Annotated in this window: 15 protein-coding genes; 11 read left to right on the top strand and 4 right to left on the bottom strand. The window is 37.5% G+C overall.

Features of this window, described 5'->3' with window-relative positions:
* Nucleotides 1-69: 69 nt before the first annotated feature.
* Nucleotides 70-810, top strand: a complete 741-nt coding sequence (locus IQ226_RS05050) for a sulfite exporter TauE/SafE family protein (protein ID WP_193892863.1) — start codon at nt 70-72, stop codon at nt 808-810.
* Between the two features lie 236 nt (nt 811-1,046).
* Complete coding sequence (locus IQ226_RS05045) at nt 1,047-1,622, top strand: Uma2 family endonuclease (protein ID WP_193892860.1); 576 nt, start codon at nt 1,047-1,049, stop codon at nt 1,620-1,622.
* Between the two features lie 84 nt (nt 1,623-1,706).
* Here the strand turns inward: IQ226_RS05045 and IQ226_RS05040 are convergent, their stop codons facing one another.
* On the bottom strand, nt 1,707-2,384 hold the full coding sequence (locus IQ226_RS05040) for a response regulator transcription factor (RefSeq protein ID WP_193892857.1): 678 nt from the start codon (nt 2,382-2,384) through the stop codon (nt 1,707-1,709).
* 1,037 nt (nt 2,385-3,421) lie between these two features.
* Between IQ226_RS05040 and groES the strand changes: the two genes are divergently transcribed.
* From groES to IQ226_RS04995, 9 genes are all read left to right on the top strand, one after another.
* Complete coding sequence (gene groES, locus IQ226_RS05035) at nt 3,422-3,733, top strand: co-chaperone GroES (RefSeq protein ID WP_193892854.1); 312 nt, start codon at nt 3,422-3,424, stop codon at nt 3,731-3,733.
* 102 nt (nt 3,734-3,835) lie between these two features.
* Nucleotides 3,836-5,473 (top strand): chaperonin GroEL, encoded by a 1,638-nt coding sequence (gene groL / locus IQ226_RS05030; RefSeq protein ID WP_193892851.1) that lies wholly within the window; start codon nt 3,836-3,838, stop codon nt 5,471-5,473.
* Nucleotides 5,474-5,711: 238 nt separating this feature from the next.
* Nucleotides 5,712-6,119: a hypothetical protein gene (locus tag IQ226_RS05025; RefSeq protein WP_193892848.1), complete on the top strand. Its 408-nt coding sequence runs from the start codon at nt 5,712-5,714 to the stop codon at nt 6,117-6,119.
* 11 nt (nt 6,120-6,130) lie between these two features.
* Nucleotides 6,131-8,836 (top strand): ParA family protein, encoded by a 2,706-nt coding sequence (locus IQ226_RS05020; RefSeq protein ID WP_193892845.1) that lies wholly within the window; start codon nt 6,131-6,133, stop codon nt 8,834-8,836.
* 357 nt (nt 8,837-9,193) lie between these two features.
* Nucleotides 9,194-9,487: a hypothetical protein gene (locus IQ226_RS05015; RefSeq protein WP_193892842.1), complete on the top strand. Its 294-nt coding sequence runs from the start codon at nt 9,194-9,196 to the stop codon at nt 9,485-9,487.
* The gene (locus IQ226_RS05010) at nt 9,488-9,661 is read left to right on the top strand and encodes a hypothetical protein (RefSeq protein ID WP_228039250.1); all 174 of its coding nucleotides are present in this window, start codon (nt 9,488-9,490) and stop codon (nt 9,659-9,661) included. It abuts the gene before it with no gap.
* A gap of 440 nt (nt 9,662-10,101) precedes the next feature.
* Nucleotides 10,102-10,902, top strand: a complete 801-nt coding sequence (locus IQ226_RS05005; protein WP_228039249.1) for a type 1 glutamine amidotransferase — start codon at nt 10,102-10,104, stop codon at nt 10,900-10,902.
* A gap of 158 nt (nt 10,903-11,060) precedes the next feature.
* Entirely contained in the window at nt 11,061-11,603 is a 543-nt protein-coding gene (locus IQ226_RS05000) for a GAF domain-containing protein (RefSeq protein ID WP_193892839.1), read from the top strand.
* 254 nt (nt 11,604-11,857) lie between these two features.
* A complete protein-coding gene (locus tag IQ226_RS04995; RefSeq protein ID WP_228039248.1) occupies nt 11,858-12,190 on the top strand; it encodes a hypothetical protein in 333 nt (110 codons plus the stop codon).
* Nucleotides 12,191-12,272: 82 nt separating this feature from the next.
* Here the strand turns inward: IQ226_RS04995 and IQ226_RS04990 are convergent, their stop codons facing one another.
* The 3 genes from IQ226_RS04990 to topA all read right to left on the bottom strand — a co-directional run bounded on the left by IQ226_RS04990 (nt 12,273) and on the right by topA (nt 17,743).
* Nucleotides 12,273-14,837 (bottom strand): AAA family ATPase, encoded by a 2,565-nt coding sequence (locus tag IQ226_RS04990; protein ID WP_193892836.1) that lies wholly within the window; start codon nt 14,835-14,837, stop codon nt 12,273-12,275.
* On the bottom strand, nt 14,837-15,229 hold the full coding sequence (locus tag IQ226_RS04985; RefSeq protein WP_193892833.1) for a hypothetical protein: 393 nt from the start codon (nt 15,227-15,229) through the stop codon (nt 14,837-14,839). The genes IQ226_RS04990 and IQ226_RS04985 overlap by 1 nt, the downstream gene beginning before the upstream one ends.
* A 348-nt stretch (nt 15,230-15,577) precedes the next feature.
* On the bottom strand, nt 15,578-17,743 hold the full coding sequence (gene topA, locus IQ226_RS04980; protein WP_193892830.1) for a type I DNA topoisomerase: 2,166 nt from the start codon (nt 17,741-17,743) through the stop codon (nt 15,578-15,580).
* Nucleotides 17,744-17,872: the final 129 nt, after the last annotated feature.

Here is a 17,872-nt window from a genome sequence, read left to right as displayed (position 1 = left end):
ACCTACAAAATAGGGTAAAGTAAAAATTAAGCGCCTGATTTACTCGGTTTAACATATTATTCAATATTTATGACAATATTTTGGTTAGCATTAGCTGGAATTGTAGGATGGTTTGTCAGTTTACTAGCAGGTGGTGGAAGTGCATTAATCCTTATGCCCATTGTCAGTATATTTCTAGGGGCTGTAGCTATTGCTCCCGTAATTACTATTAGTGGGCTATTTGGAAACAGTGAAAGAGTATTTGTGTATTGGCAAAAAATTAATTGGGATGTTGTTAAATGGGAGTTACCCGGAGCAATTTTTGGCGGAATTTTGGGAGCTTTTACACTGACAAAACTTAAATTAGATTGGTTAAGTATTTTAGTTGCTATATTTCTGATTTTTTCGGCTGCTAGTTACTTTTTTAAAAATGAAGAAAAATCTTTTTCAGTCAAAGCTTGGTACTTTTTACCAGCAGGTTTCGCCTATGCTTTTTTCTCTGGATTAATAGGGAGTATGGGTCCTGTATTAGCTCCACTTTATATTAACTATGGCTTACAAAAAGAAGAATTACTAGCAACTCAGGCAACAAATCGAGTGATTGTTCATATTGTCAAGATTTTTGTCTATAGTTTTTTGGGTGCTTTCAAATTGCCATATATTGGTTATGGAATTGTCCTTGGTTTAGCTGCTATACCTGGTAATTGGTTGGGACATTTAGTTCTCCAGAAAATCAGTGAAAAACAATTCCGGCGACTGGTTATCTCCTTTGTTCTGTTCAGTGGTATCCTGATTTTATGGCAGCAAAGAGAATTATTAGTTTTTTGGTAAAACCACTTTTAATTTCATTCTGCCACTTGATTTGATTAAACTAATTTTTTAGTTCTATAATTTATTGTAGATGCCTAACTTAGTATCAATATGGCGGTATGCACTCGAATAAGATACAGTCAGTAAATCGAAAACCCTGTAGGGGCGCAGGGCCTGCGCCCTCGATTGTATTTCATCCAACCAATAACCCCTATAGCAAGTGTTAAGCCTACATCTTAATTTTTGAGGTTTTAAATATGGTTGCTTCTCCCCAAATCTACATTACTCCAGAAGAATATTTAGAATTAGAAGAAAACAGCCCCGTCAAGCATGAATATATTGATGGATATATTTACGCAATGGCTGGCGCATTAGACGCTCATGTTACCATTACTGGAAACTTGTTTACACTACTGCGTAATTATATGCGTGGTTCTGGTTGTCGAGTATATATTTCTGATATGAAAGCCAGAATTGAATCTTTAAATAGATTTTTTTATCCTGATATTATGGTAACTTGCGACAAGCGTGATCAAGAAACATTAGGATATAAAAGATTTCCCTGTTTAATAATCGAAGTTTTATCTGATTCTACCGAAAGATTTGATCGAGGTGACAAATTCGCTGATTATCAAACTATAGAAACTTTACAAGAATATATCTTAATTAATACAAAAAAACCGAGAGTTGAATGTTTCCGCCGCAATCAAGATGGATTTTGGGTATTACAGTCTTATGTAGGAGAAGAAACTTCATTTCAATTACACAGCATTAGCTTTGCGGGAACAATGAGACAACTTTATGAAGATGTAGATTTTCCGCAGCCAGCGTAATTTTCCCCAATCCACAATCAGAAATTTTGGACTTTAGACTTTAGATAAATCATCCAAAATCCAAAATCCAAAATCTAAAATTGTTTAAGCCATTTGATTTTCAATCGCCCAACGTGCTAATTCAGTACGGTTGTGGAGATTGGTTTTGCCCAACATATTGGACACATGGCTTTCAACAGTTCGCTGACTGACATTTAATTCTTCAGCGATTTCGCGGTTCGCTAAACCCCTAGCGACGAACTGGACTACTTTCAGTTCCGTTGGGGTTAACTGGACATCGAAAGGAACTTGGATGCGACCGCCGCTGTCCCCGCCCTTGGTTTGATGTTCTTTCCAACGCACAGTTTGCTTGAGTGAGGATTCTACTTGGGCGACAAGTTCTTCAGGTTCAAAGGGCTTGATCATATATACGTCAGCACCTTTATTTAACCCCTTAACTCGGTCTGCACTTTGACCTTTAGCGGAGAGGAAAAGAACGGGAATCCAACTAGTTCGTTCAGTCTTGCGGACTTCTTCGACAAAAGTGTATCCGTCCATTTCCGGCATCATCACGTCACAGATGATCATATCTGGAACTTCAGTTTCGAGAAGATCCAGAGCTTCTCTACCATTTGCAGCCGTGATGACTTCGTAGCCCCGGAACTCTAAGTAATCCTTCACCAGCAAGATGAGGTTAGGGTCATCATCAATAAGTAGAAGTCGTTTGTGGTCTTTCATGCTGGGTTCTTTCATAACAGTGGCACTTCTCGCGCTTCGATCCATTAAGGTATTGATATAGTTATCCTGTATGGTGGATGACTTCGGATGTTGTCTTTTTTCCCACTTAACTTACTTTAACTCCCCGAAGTCTTAAAAGTGTTAGTTACTTTCAACGGACTTGCAAGTGAATGGAAAAAGTCTAGTAAGGATACGTATAGCAGTAGTCTTTATAATGCGCTATTATAGATCCATTTGAAAGTTGCAGGCTAAAAACCCTGATAAAATTATTGTCCTTGTGAATCACAAGTCAGTATTTTTTCAAGATGACCCTAGCTCGAAACTCGCCCGCGCTTTCATTGGTACACCGCTGCTTTACTTATCCTTCGGATGTTCAGCCTCCATTTGGAGGTAGAAAATCAACCGGGGAATGTTTTGGCCAAGCATGGTTAAAAATATAAATTTCTTCACCATACTCGTTACCAATCTACTGGTCTTGGATGACCTACTCTAATGACTTCTGGATTTAATTGGCGATACCAGACCCCATCTAGGTAAACTACTATTATCGTTCTAGAACAACAAACACGCAAGTTTTTGACTTGGGCTGTGAAGATGCCTATGGAATAACCATCTGTTAACTGATGGGTTGATCGCTCTCCCAGTCCTGGTTAACAGCATTACCAAGTTCTAGACTAGCCGATTTGTAACAGAATTGAGCATTTATCTGTTTTGGGCAATAGTTAATTGGTAATGGGCAATGTTACCTATTACCTGTTCCCTGTTCCCTGTTCCCTTATCCCTAGTAGTTTTAGGGATGAGACGACTGTTTGTGGATCATTGTGATGTTACTCATTGAGTAGATCCCTGATTACAGTTCTATAACAATTTCCCAGGTTTGCAAATAAAGTTGTCCATATCAAAATATTCATTACTTACGCAACAAACCCTGACAACTAAAATAATTGGATATTTGCACTTAAGTGTCGCCACCCTCATCTTAGTTCGGAAACCCGTACACAAGCCATGATTGCTATTGAGTCCCAGATAGAGCTAAATTAGCACTCATGAGTCGAGAGTGCTAATTTAGCAAAAGATTTTGTATGGCAGCTGTATCTCTAAGCGTTTCCACCGTTAAGCCCCTGGGCGATCGCGTTTTCATCAAAGTGAGCGCCCCCCAAGAAAGAACCGCAGGCGGTTTGTATTTGCCCGATAATGCCCAGGAAAAACCCCAAGTAGGCGAAATCGCCGCTGTTGGACCTGGTAAGCGCAATGACGACGGTACTCGTCAAACAATGGATATTAATGTTGGCGATAAAGTGTTGTACTCCAAGTACGCTGGAACTGATATCAAATTGGGTACAGATGAGTATGTACTCCTTTCTGAAAAAGACATTTTAGCGATCGTTAACTAATTGGGACTGGGTGATGGGTAAGGACTTTTCCTAATTACCTGTTCACCACTCACCAATTCTTCGCCAAATTTAATTAATTTACTACCGGGATTTAGACTTATTATGGCAAAGCGCATTATTTACAACGAAAACGCCCGTCGCGCTCTAGAGCGTGGTATTGATATTCTCGCTGAAGCTGTAGCTGTTACCCTTGGTCCAAAGGGTCGTAACGTGGTTCTAGAGAAGAAATTCGGCGCACCACAAATCGTCAATGATGGTGTCACCATCGCTAAAGAAATTGAATTAGAAGACCACATCGAAAATACCGGTGTAGCTCTAATTCGTCAAGCTGCTTCTAAAACTAACGACGCTGCTGGTGATGGTACAACCACAGCTACCGTTTTGGCTCACGCGATCGTTAAGGAAGGCTTGCGGAACGTTGCTGCTGGTGCTAATGCGATCTTATTAAAGCGCGGTATTGATAAAGCATCGGCGTTTTTAGTCGAAAAAATTGCTGAACACGCTCGCCCTGTAGAAGATTCTAAGGCGATCGCTCAAGTTGCGGCAATTTCCGCTGGTAACGACGAAGAAGTCGGTAGCATGATTGCTCAAGCTATGGACAAGGTGGGTAAAGAAGGCGTAATTTCCCTAGAAGAAGGGAAGTCTATGACCACCGAATTGGAAATCACCGAAGGGATGCGCTTTGATAAGGGTTATATTTCCCCTTACTTCGCTACCGATGCAGAACGGATGGAAACAGTTTTCGATGAGCCTTTCATCTTGTTAACTGACAAGAAGATTGCTTTAGTCCAAGATTTAGTTCCTGTCCTCGAACAAGTAGCTCGTTCCGGTCGTCCTTTGGTAATTATTGCTGAAGACATCGAAAAAGAAGCTCTAGCAACATTGGTAGTTAACCGTTTACGCGGTGTTCTGAACGTGGCTGCTGTAAAAGCTCCTGGTTTTGGCGATCGCCGTAAAGCTATGCTAGAAGATATTGCTGTCTTAACTGGTGGTCAACTCATCACCGAAGACGCTGGTTTGAAACTAGATACCACCAAGCTAGAAAGCTTAGGTAAAGCTCGTCGCATCACCATCACCAAAGACAGCACCACAATTGTGGCTGAAGGTAATGAAGCTAGTGTGAAGGCTCGTTGCGAACAAATCCGTCGTCAAATGGAAGAAACCGAATCTTCCTACGACAAAGAAAAACTCCAAGAGCGTTTGGCTAAATTGTCCGGTGGTGTAGCTGTAGTTAAAGTTGGTGCAGCTACCGAAACCGAAATGAAGGACAAGAAACTACGCTTGGAAGATGCTATCAACGCTACCAAGGCTGCTGTAGAAGAAGGTATTGTTCCCGGTGGTGGTACAACCTTGGCTCACCTCGCTCCTCAATTGGAAGTTTGGGCGCACAGCCACCTCAAAGATGAAGAGTTGACAGGTGCTTTAATCGTCGCTCGGGCTTTACCTGCTCCTCTGAAGAGAATTGCCGAAAACGCTGGTCAAAACGGCGCGGTAATTGCTGAAAGAGTGAAAGAGAAGGATTTCAACATTGGTTTCAATGCTTCTAGCAACGAATTTGTTGATATGTTGGAAGCTGGTATTGTTGACCCCGCTAAGGTAACTCGTTCTGCACTACAAAATGCTGCTTCTATCGCTGGTATGGTGTTAACAACAGAATGTATCGTTGTTGACAAGCCAGAACCTAAAGATGGCGCTCCTGCTGCTGGCGCTGGTATGGGTGGCGGAGATTACGACTACTAAAATCTTTTCGTAGTTTTCCTAGTTTAAATAATGGCCGCTTCCGCAAGGGGGCGGCTGTTTTTTTTGCACGCAGAGGCGCGGAGAGAATATTGAGTTTCAATTCAACTTATATATAAAATTTGATCAGGCTGATTTTTTAATTCTGGGGTGTTTTTTCGTGGTTAATGGTTAATTTTTAGCTCAAAAATCTCAATTTAATAATATAGTGAGTGAAGCTTGAATTTTAAGTTTAACAAGTATGGAAAATTATCAGGCAGCTTTTATGGAGCGCCATATTGATATTCAAACACTATATCCTATAAGGAAAGTCGGAGCTATGCACTTTGGTGGTGTAACCATTGAGTGTTTATTAAAAGCAATTATTTGTAAGACTCTACCTGGGGTTACACACAACTTGATGACACATAGTTACACAGAACTTCTAAAAAAACACAATAAACTAAAATCTAGAGTGGATAATAATTCAGAAGTGAGAAAATGGCTTAAACAAGTTGAGAAACCAATAGGGAAAGATTTTCAAGATTTTATAGATATGCGTTATTCTGTCCTTAAACCTGATGATTTAAATGAGCAAAATTACAAGGAATGGTTATATGCGTACAATAAACTTATAACGTGGTTACATCAACAATCTACTCAACTTTAAAGAGGTGGACAATGCAGGAAAATTGGAAAGTTTTACTAAAACAGGAAATTAAAAGCCGGTATGTAGATGATAATGTACATGATTCGCGGGAATGGGTTGATGTCAATATTTCTACATCAGGGTTATTGAATTTGACTATTGTGAGTAATGCTTTTATTAGTTTATCTACTACTCAACGTGAAGAAGAAATTTCTAACTTACTTAAATCACAAAATCGTCCCTCTCGTACTGGTTTTCTCTCCCTATATACACCTGAAGAAGCTGAATCACTTAATCTTTCACCTCCAGAAATTTTTGATGTAACTACAATTAAAACTTGGCAGGATTTAGCTATTCAAGCAGCAAATCCCCAAAATGAATCAACAGTGCCTCAGCGAGAACTTAGTTTACCCCGAACAGTGACATTTTATTCGTTTAAAGGAGGAGTAGGACGCACTACGGCATTAACTCATGTTGCTTGGATTTTAGCAATGCGGGGACGTAAAGTTGTGGCTGTAGATTTAGATTTAGAAGCACCTGGTTTAAGTACAGCATTTAACCTACAACCACAACCAAAATATGGAATTGTTGATTATTTTTATGAACGTTCTTATTTACCAGAAGGAATAGATCCGAGTATTTCAATTGCTGAAACATTTGGTGAAGTGAGAATACCTAATGCCACAGGAAGATTATTTGTTGTTCCTGCTGGTTATCTTAGTCTTGATTATATTGCTAAGGTTGATGATCTTCATGCTAATACTATTATTGATGGAGATAAAAGTCTCTGGTCTGTTTTTAAACGTGAAATTCACGAACAATTAAAGCCTGATGTTATTTTAATTGATTCTAGAACGGGAATTAATCAATGGGGAGCTTTATCCTTAATCCAAGCTGCTGATGAAGCAATCATATTTCTTTTTCCTAATGAACAAAATAAACAAGGAATAGAACTCTTACTACAGTCACTTCAAAGCCTGAAGAATTTATCAATTAATTTTGTTTTTTCTCCGGTGCTTGATATTAATTCAAAAACCGTTTCATCAAGAATAACTGATATTTGGAAATCATTACTCAACAAAATAAAGACAGAAATAAGTGAAAATTATGAAACAGATGAAGATGATTCAGATTTAGAAAATTATCAATATTCAATAGAAGAACCTTTAGTAATTCCTTACTTTACACCAATTGCTGTCGCTGATAATTATCCTGTAATAGCTTTTATAGATTACTATAATAAGATTGCTAACTTGATTGATGAAGAAACTGATGAAATTGAACGCAAAAATATTCTAACTAATTCAGAGAAACGCTGGGCAATCATTGAAAGTCTGCAATTTCCTGAAGTAAATGCTGCTGATCAAAGACAGGATTTAAGCTTACTATTTCAGCGTACAAATGACTTTGCCAGATTTTTAGACGACACAACTTGCCTGATCAGAGGACGAAAAGGGACCGGAAAAACTGCGCTATATTGGCTTTTTTTAAAACATAAAAGTGTTGCTCAAAAACTTGCCCCTGGACGTTTGGATAATACTAGATTTTTGTCAGCACACGGTAGATTTCAAGAAAGTCGCCCATCTCGTGAAGAATTTCAATTTATCCATCAAAATTTACAACCAAAAAGTGGCACATGGGAAGCTTTTTGGAGAGCTTATTTACTGATTAGATGCCATCAGGAAAATTTATTGCAGTTTCTAAAAGGTAAGAAAGCTGCAAAGTTTAGTGAATTAAGAGAAATTATTAATAACTTACCCAAAGAAAGATGGCAATCAGAATACACCTCAGCTTTATTAGAATTATCTACTAACTATCAGTTAAGACTCTTAGTAAAAGATGTTATAGATCTTCTTAATGAAGAAGCAAAAAATAATTCTCAAAAACTGTGGTTTCTTTACGATGATTTAGATGAAGATTTTTCTGAAGCGGGGCAAGTAAGACAGCAAGCATTAACCGGACTTTTTCAATTAGTACAATCCTGCGATGCTAATCGCCTAACAGCAATTAGATTTAAGATTTTTTTAAGAGAAGATATATGGAATCGTTTAAGTTTTGATAATAAAAGTCATTTTACTGGACGCGATATTATTTTACAGTGGAATAAAATTGACTTTTTACGGTTAGCACTTCGTCAAGTAATACAATCCAAAGATTTCAAAGATTTAGTTGATCGATCTTCTCCTATTGCTGTTGAAAGTATTGATCAAGCTAGTGAAGAGGCTATTGATAAAGCATTAGAACTACTTTGGGGAAGCCGTCGTCGAGGTGGAAATAGAGCCAAAAATGTATCTAGATGGGTTTATGAAAGATTAACAGACCCAAGTGGTACTACTTTTCCTCGTAGTTTAAGTATATTCCTCAAAGGAGCAAAGGAACAAGAATTAACCTACAAAGGACAATCATCAAGCAAATTCCGTACAGACCGCCTACTTCAGGGAAATTCCCTAGAATTTGGATTGAAAAAAGCATCAGAAAAACGCTGCGAAGAAATTAAAGAAGAATACCCTGATTTAACTAAATTTTTTGATTCTCTCAAGGGTAAATTGGCTTTCTTATCTAAAGAACAGTTACGAGAAGTATGGCAAGATTCAGCGCGTGATATAGCGGGTTTTGAAGAATTTGTTTCTTTTTTAAGTGAGATTGGCATTATTGAATGGCGCGAAAAAGAGAAGCGCTATAAGGTTGCTGATATCTATGTATATGGTTTTGAGATGGATCGTAGAGGTGCAGTATAAAAATATTCTGAATACTAACGTTGGTTGGGATATTTTGAAATTATTGTTACCAATGCTTTTGTGAAAAAATTACCAAAAAACCAGAAAGAAAAAGCTATCAACTATATGAATGATTATATTAAACTTAACCAAGAAGGAGCATATTATGAAGAAAATTGAACAACTATCAACTTTTGATAGAATGATGCAAAACCTTGATTGTAAAGATAAATTTACAGCAGGATATCAGAGATTTTTACCACTTTACCGATGCGATAACTAAGTTTTTGTTGATTCCCACTTTTTCCGGGATATTATAGCTGTTATAATAGGTTTTCAGGTTATTCAAGAACGATATTATTTTGAGGAGGCTTAACTATGACTCAAATTATTAATCATCAATCTAATTATCAAAAATTACCCGAAATTGTCAAAACTTTGATTGACAATAATCCTCTTTATCAAGAAAACTTAGATAGAGAGAAAATGATTGAAGTGATTAATCGTAATTTTGATCCTATTACTGTCCCTGATGTTAATAATATCTCTCAGGGGGAATTAACGAAACGCATTAAAAGTATTTTATCTTTACATTTAGTTTCAGGAATGTTAAATGATTTGACTCCAGAGCAAATGCAAATTTTTGATGAATCTGTAAAACGTGGGGGTTAAATGGGTTATTTACTAGATACGAATATTGTTTCAGCCTCACTAAAACAGAATATTGAAGTAGCATTGAAAATTACAGAAATACGTCGTCAAGGTGAATTTATCGGTATTAGTGGCATAACTTATTATGAAGTTCAAAGAGGACTTTTAAGAAGTAATGCGACTCCAGATAGATGAGGCAGATTTTAATAATTTATTCCACATATTATCAAATTTATTCCAGCTATTTTCGTCTTTTTCATTGCTTAACTGGGGAACATACAAACGTAAATATTATCTAATTATTTGATGTGGTTTATTTAAACAAAAAGATGTAGATAGTTCAAGGGTAAAATTAGTAAATAGAAATTTTTGGCGAGGATGTAAATATTCTTGGCTGTAATTGTCATGTTTATTTTACCCGAAATTACTAATTCAATATAGAGAGAGAATATATTTTAAAACCTCGTAAAATGAAGTTACTTAATATGTTCTATTTTTTGGCAAATAAAGTTAAACTCAACCAGAAAAATTAGGTAGATAAAATTTTGCTGGCTGGAATTTTTCAAAAATCCCAATAATCTAAGTCACATCTGCGGAATGTGGGTTATAGTAAAGGTTTTATAAGTTATAAACCGATGGAAATTATTATTGGTTGGCTATATCCGAAGTTGATGAGTACCTACGGCGATCGCGGAAATGTGATCACTATCCAACGTCGCGCTCAATGGCGGGGATATAATGTCATTGTTTTACCCTTAGACCAAGATTCTACCGCAGAGGATATAAAATCAGTAGATGTGATTGTTGGTGGGGGCGCACAGGATCGTCAGCAAGAAATTGTCATGAGGGATTTGCAAGGGGCAAAAGCTGAGGCCATGCGTGATAAAATCGAAGATGGCACGCCGGGAGTTTTTACCTGCGGTTCTCCCCAACTGCTGGGAAATTATTATGAACCAGCCTTTGGACAAAGAATTGAAGGTTTAGGAATCTTAGATTTAGTTTCTATTCATCCTGGTGAAAATACTAAAAGATGTATTGGCAATTTGGTGATAGAAGTAACAGCTTCCCGGTTAGCACAGGAACTAGAAGCAATGATAGGGACAAAACCTTATTTAGTCGGGTTTGAAAATCATGGCGGAAGAACTACATTAGGGAAAGTGGAAGCTTTGGGGCGTGTGGTGTATGGTTTGGGGAATAATGGAGAAGATGGAACAGAAGGCGCGTTTTATCAAAATGCGATCGCTACCTATTCTCACGGGCCATTATTACCAAAAAATCCAATAGTAGCCGATTGGTTAATTCAAACTGCGTTAAAGTTGAAATATCAGCAAGAAATCAAACTTTCACCTTTAGAAGACACTTTGGCAATGCAAGGACGGGAAGCGATATTGAAACGCTTAAAAGTTAATTTGCCCACTGTAACTGGAGTTAGGTAATGGGTAATGGGTAATGGGTAAAACATTCTTCCCAATTACCAATTACCAGATTCATAAACTACATTATTTCTTTATCAAATAAGAATAACTTCCTGTACAATGTCTGATAAGTTACTATAGAAATCCGAAATTGTTTAATTAGTCATTATTTTAAATCTGTGCAACTTCCTTCTTCCCCAGAATTTGAAAATCGCTCAAATCATCATTATTGTGATGAGGGTTTACAAAAATTACTTGATCGCCTTGTGAGCAGAATAGAACGCGATGAATTAGTGCGACAAACAACAAATCACCTGAGAGAATCACTTCAGGCTAATCGTGTAGTGTTGTATTATTTCTATGAACAATGGCACGGGCAGGTAACATTTGAATCATTGAGTGCTGATGAATATTCGATTCTTGGTTTTACCGGACCAAGGGATTGTTTTAACCATGAATATGCTGCTTTGTACTTAGAAGGACGAATCAGAGCGATCGCTGATATAGAATTAGAACCAATTCAGGATTGTCACCGTGATTTTCTTCGGAGTATGCAAGTTCGCGCCAATTTAGTAGTCCCAATTCTCATACCGCGAGGATTATGGGGACTATTAGTAGCGCATCATTGTCAGCATCCCCGTAATTGGACATTAGCAGATATTGAACTGATGCAAACAGGAGCGCGAACCTTAGCGACAGATTCTAATATTTTAGAAAGTTAATAAATTATAATTGTATTCAAATCGAATACCCTCTAACATTGTCAATAACTCAGCCCTAAAGGGACTGAGCTTGTAAGAAATCAAGACTTACGTGTTTGACTAGCTCATTGAGACGTAATTTGGTACGAACTTCCACATACTTCCCTAGTCTGGATTATCTTCAAGCTATCTTGTAATAGCGTTGGTTAAAGCCAAGACATCTTGATTGCGTTGAGCGAAGGGACATTAAACTTTACTCGAAGGATTATCTCTTTATGCGAGTACCCGTAATTTCAGTAGACTTTAGTAAAGGTGGTAATCGTCGGAAATATGGTGGATCTACAACTCGTCATGGATTTAGAAAAGGTGACTTTGTGGAAGCAAGTCAGGGCAATAAAACATTCTTTGGTTGGGTTAGTGGAGATACTGAAAAACAAGTCTCTGTCAGTGACGCTAATTGGAAAAGACTAGGACAATGCACTGTTAAAAAAGTTAAGTTGATACGAAGATCAACAGGTCTAATTACCACTGCGGTTAAAACCGCCCGTGTCGCTTCCCTCTCAGCACGCTTTGTGACTGAGTTTCCCACTTACCGCGAGGTCTTATGAAATAAATGTTGGGTTGACGTAAGAAAACCCAACCTACTTGCTAACACACTTTTTTAGGGTCTCATTTTTTATGTAGAAGGTTTTAATTACCTGAATCTTTATGAGGATATTTACGATTATATTTCATTCTCAATGATGATTTAAACAAGCGGCCAACTCGTAGTTCGCCAGGATACTTAGGACGATCTTCAAACATTCCCACTCTCTTCATACTCTCAATCGCATTCCTGATTTTTGATTTATCTATCTGTGTTTTTTCAGCTAGTTCAGAAATACATTGATCTAACTTAAAAGGTGTTTTCAGTCCATCAAATGCACTAAGTAAAGACCTAATTTTTTGTTCATTTTCAGACATATGATCTGCAAGATTAATTAGATAGTTTAGTTCAGAACGCAACTGCCCTAAATAATCTTTTGCTGCTGCTTCATGAGCTATAACAATGAGTGAAGGATCGATTTTACCATCTTCAATTTGTTTACCTGTAAAAGAACCTACATCAGTAGATGTGGGATTTGCAATTACTTGAATAAATTTATCGAAAATACGTGGATAGTAACGAAGTTTATCAGTGGTATTACCTTCTGGTGTTTCGCTGGCACTATCGGCAAAATATGTTTTCAGAAATGTTTTAGTAGCCAGATTATTTTTACGTAGTTTTTCTGGGAAAGCCATTAATAATAAATTTTCGCATTCTTCAGTAGATAAAACACCTCTTAGAATATCTTGGCGTTTTTCTTCTATTCTTTTTATTAGGTTTGGAAAATTTTGTCGATACCAGTTAATTTTATCTATTCGAGATAATATAAAATTAAATATTTTTTGGGTATCCCAACTTAGATAAATTACCTTTCCAAATATTTGTTGCTCAATGTTCTGATAGCCTCTTTCAGCTAAATCAGTTCTTAAGAAAATTTTAAACTGTAAACGATTTGATAGTCTATCATCAGATTCAATAGTTTGAATAAATCTAAAAAGGCTTTCAATATATGTAAAAGTAAGTTTAGCATCAAAAGCAGTTTCTAAACCATCAAGAAGAAAAGTACGCTTGGGACTTTGATTTAATTGATCAATAATTAAATTTATAATAGTTCCATTAAAATTCTCCTCTAGTTTTTGAGAAAAATTTTCTCTTAACAATTCTCTTGATGTTGTCTTTGTTTCTAGGGCAGCCAAAAGTAAATTCCACCATAAATTCTCAGGCGTATCTCGATAACGCTCAATAGCTGTCGATAGTTCTGGACTAGGAGATTTCAAACCTTTGTCTTCTGCATTATCAGCAGTTACAAGTAACGGTTCACCAATTTCTGCTTTGGCTAGTTCTTTTAATAATCGAGTTTTACCTGTACCTTTTCTACCAAAAATATATGAAATTGAATTGCCAGGTATAAGAAGTTGTTGGAGAGCATCTGTCTGGATCAAATCTCCTTCATCTGTAGCTCCACTTGGGGTAAGTATATTATTTTGAATCTGCTTTTTAGAAGCTATATTTAAAATACTGCGTAGACTACTAAGTTTATCAAAGTTTTTGGGTGCTAGTTGATTTTTATCTGGCAATCGGCTATATCTAAAAGCACTGTCATAAGGCCAAATAATCCAATGATCTCTAACTTCAACAGCAGAAAGTTCTGAATCTTCATCTTCTGATTCTTCAGATATTATTTCTGCCAGCATATCTAGTAATGTTTCAATTTGTTGATTATTTCTTTGTATATATGATTTTTCATTTTCATCATCTGGCTGCCAAGAAACAAAAACTCCAGGGTTAGAAATATGTGTTCTCAAGACAGATTCTATAAATTGTTTAGCGGGTAGCCATTGATCATCAAGACGAACACATACAACAGTTGGTCCTGGAAGTGTAGTCATCCAGGGTAAAGTTACTGGTGAAAGTCCGGCTCGATGATCGATTAAAATGATATCGTATTTTTCAGCCGCAAATTCAGAGATTCGCCTAGCTGCATTCTCAATTATCATTGGTTCAAGAGCAGAGCGCAGAGCAAATGCCGCAGCATCAATATTAAAATCTGGCGAAGTTGGCCGACAGGCTAATAAATCTACATATCCAGCTAAAGGTATCGACTTAACACGCTCAGGTTTTATTTCTGCAACAGACTGAACTACTCCTAGCAAAGTTCCTGAAATAGAACCGGAAGTTCGTCCATAAATTACGTCTAATGATGGGGCTTCAATGTCACTGTCTATAACAAGAACTTTCCAGCCATCTTCAGCTAAAACTGTAGACATGAGTCCAAGTAGAGTGGAACGTGCTTGTCCACCTTTATATCCATAAAAATGGACAATTTTTAGTTCTTTTGAAACCTGATCATTAACAACTGATTTTTGAAATTGCTGTTCGATAAGAGAACTTAACCAATGATGTCCTCTTTCTCGTGGACGATTTTCAGGATATTCTAGTGCAAATTCCTCTGAGGTAAGAAGTCTTAATGATAGCAAGGAATTAAGGAGTGTAGTCCTTAGTTCTGCCACACTTATATTGATATCCTGAGCAAAAGATATTTCACGTTCTTCATCATCAATATTTTGAAACTTGGGAGACAGATAGATAACATGAACGTAAGGAAATCTAAATATGGTTTGTATTTCTCCGAGCTTTTTTGCTTCTTTGAGTAGTTGAGCAGCATTCATTACAGCGATACTCCTTTATTTCTCAAACTTGTCTTGATGTCTTTAATAGTTTCTAACGCATCTCTAATTTGAGTATCCGTAGAGGTTCCTGGAAAATCGCTTTCATGTATAATGTATCTAATACCGGGGTAATTGTCACCGTCCACTGGACTATCATGTCCGTTTACATCGGTACATTGCAACGCAGCAAGCTGTGATTTTAGTTGCTGTGCAAGTGAAGCCTCACCTAAGTCACCAACCCAAGTAATTATTCTATGCCTGCTTTTCCAGGGTGGATTATAATGATCTTTGATAGCAAGCTCCAGAGCTACAAGGGAGCAATACAACGATAATAGACAATTGCTGCTGGCTGCGCCAGTGGTAAATGCGGCTCTGTTATAAGCATGAGGCATACTTGATGCTAAGTATTAAATTAAAAAAATAGTTAGGATGATTGTATCATATGATGTTGATATTAAATTTAACTAAAATAAAGCTCGCATCAGCAAGTAAGGTTTAAAATTCTGGAATTATCTACAACCTATTCCTCAACATTTACCCTTCTTTGAAACTGGTTGAACTTCCTGTTGTAGTGATTCTAGCAGTGATTGTACCAATTGCCAGCGATAGCGAAGCGTTCCGGAGAATCGCTCATTGGTAATTTTAGCAAACAGCATATTCTCTATCATTCAAAAATCGCTATTTTTCATCAACAATAAAAAATAACATCCTGTACATCCTTAAATCCTGGGAATCCTGATTTAGACATTCAAATTCCCAAGTTTAGGACTCCACCATCCTTTTGCAGTATGAAAATAAGCCACATCCTTATGTTTTGTATCCTTCCATGAATCCTGACCAGAACACCGCAACATAGTTTTATTTTGCCCATCTTTAATATAACTGTATTCCTCCAAAGGTTTCTTGCATACAGGACAAGGATATGCAGTAATTTTTGCAGAAGGTTTGGGAGCATTTTCATTTGTAGATGTTTTACTTTTTGGTGCTTCCCACTTCTTGCTAAAATCACTCCAAAATAGGACAATGTTTTCGCAACCACTCACACATTTAAGAAAGTATTTCTTTTTAACTTTACTGCTGGGAATTTTAGCTAAATAGTTCTTACAATCAGGACAACGAGTTTTAGAAGTTTCATATTTACGCTCACCAAAATTATTAGTTTTAGCGGTAGTTGATGAATTAATAACCACAGTTTTAGCTTTGGAAAGTGCAGGGACAAAATAACTTTGATTCCAGCTAGTTAGGTAATGTTGCCAAGAGTTTTTGCCTTCAGAAATTGCATCTAGGGCATCTTCCATTTTGGCAGTAAATTCCGCTTCTAATAAATCGGGTAAAGCCTTTTGTAAAAATTCATCTACTTCTAAACCCAAAGCTGTAGGTTGAAGATTATCTTTTTTCAACTCCACATAATTGCGTTTTTTCAAAGTAGCAATTGTGGGTGCATAGGTGCTAGGACGACCAATTCCTTTGCGTTCCATGAGTTGCACCAGTTTGGGTTCGCTATATCTGGGTGGTGGTTGGGTTTGTTTTTGGTCATGTCCCGCTTTGGCTAAATTCAGTTTTTGCCCCTGTTGCAATAAGGGTAAAACGGCATCTTTGCTAAGATTTAGCCAATATTTTGCATAACCGTAAAATTCCACTACCTGCCCTCTAGCTTGCCATAAAATATTACCTGATTTCGTAATTACCAAAGTTTTGCGAAGTTGAGCCGGACGACATTGGGAAGCGATCGCTCTTTTCCAAATCATCACATATAGGTTAAACTCATCTTCAGGTAATTCTGCCCGTAATTGCACCGAGGAACGAAAAACATCTGTAGGACGAATGGCTTCGTGTGCTTCCTGAGCGGTTTTACTACTACGCTGTTTGGCTACTTGCTGGGGGACATTTTGCGGGTCATTTTGTTCCAACCATTGACGAGCGCTCGCACAAAATTCAGGACTCAACATGACTGAATCTGTTCGCATATATGTAATTAATCCTGCCTCATATAACTTTTGTGCCACCTGCATAGTTTTGTCAGGGGAAAATTTCAACTTTGAACCGGCAGCTTGTTGGAGGGTGGAGGTGGTAAATGGTGGAGGGGGTTGACGATAAACCAGTTTCCCTTCGAGGTGAATAATTTGATGAGGATGAAGTTTTGCCTCTTCAACTAGTCTGTTTGCTTCTGCTTCTGAGAGAACGCGCTTAGATTCCGGTTTTTCTGGGTTGTTACTAGCTGCATCATCATGAGTTTCCGTTTCTGGTTCTGGTGTTTCTTTCTCAGTATTTGTTGTACCTTTGTAAAAAGCTCGGAATCCTTCTTGATAATCTACCCACACACTCCAGTAATCTTGGGGAACAAAAGCCAGAATTTCTCTTTCGCGCTGACATATTAGGTGTAATGTGGCGCTTTGAACTCTACCTACGCTTTTTGCGCCGTTATTTAATGCCCAAACTAGGGGACTACCTTTATAACCTACCAGTTTATCCAGACAATCTCGACATAATCCTGCACCGATTAAGTTAGTGTCAAGTTTTCTGGGGTGTGCGATCGCATTTCGCACCGCTGATGGTGTAATCTCAGTATAAACTACCCGTTTGGGGTCTCTTAATCCTAAGGTTTCTTGAAGATGCCAAGCAATAGTTTCTCCCTCTCTGTCTGGGTCTGTAGCTAAAACCACCTCATCAACCTGTCTAACAGCCGCTTTTAATTGTTGAATTGTTTCTTTTGCGCGTTGGTCACGGGGAACATAATTACAGCGAACAGTATTACCATCCATTGTAAATCCTAGTGAATCATCACCCTCATTACTGAGTTCGCGGATATGTCCACAACTAGCGCGAACAATCCAATCTGCACCGAGAATTTGACTCAGTTTTTTGACTTTTCCAGGAGATTCAACAACTAGGAGACGTTTGGGCATGGAACTTGTTTTTGAGATGCTTTATCTAGGATAAAATAGATGGCAAGATTTTTACAAGAAGTTGGGAATTTGAATTGTCTGAATCAGGATATCTGGTTACTGAGCGATCTTATTTTTCCTCACATATTT

Source organism: Dolichospermum sp. LEGE 00240, from assembly GCF_015207875.1.
Taxonomy (GTDB): Bacteria; Cyanobacteriota; Cyanobacteriia; order Cyanobacteriales; family Nostocaceae; genus Dolichospermum; species Dolichospermum gracile.
Note: the sequence above shows the minus strand (reverse complement) of the source record. Positions and strands in the feature narration are given on the sequence as shown.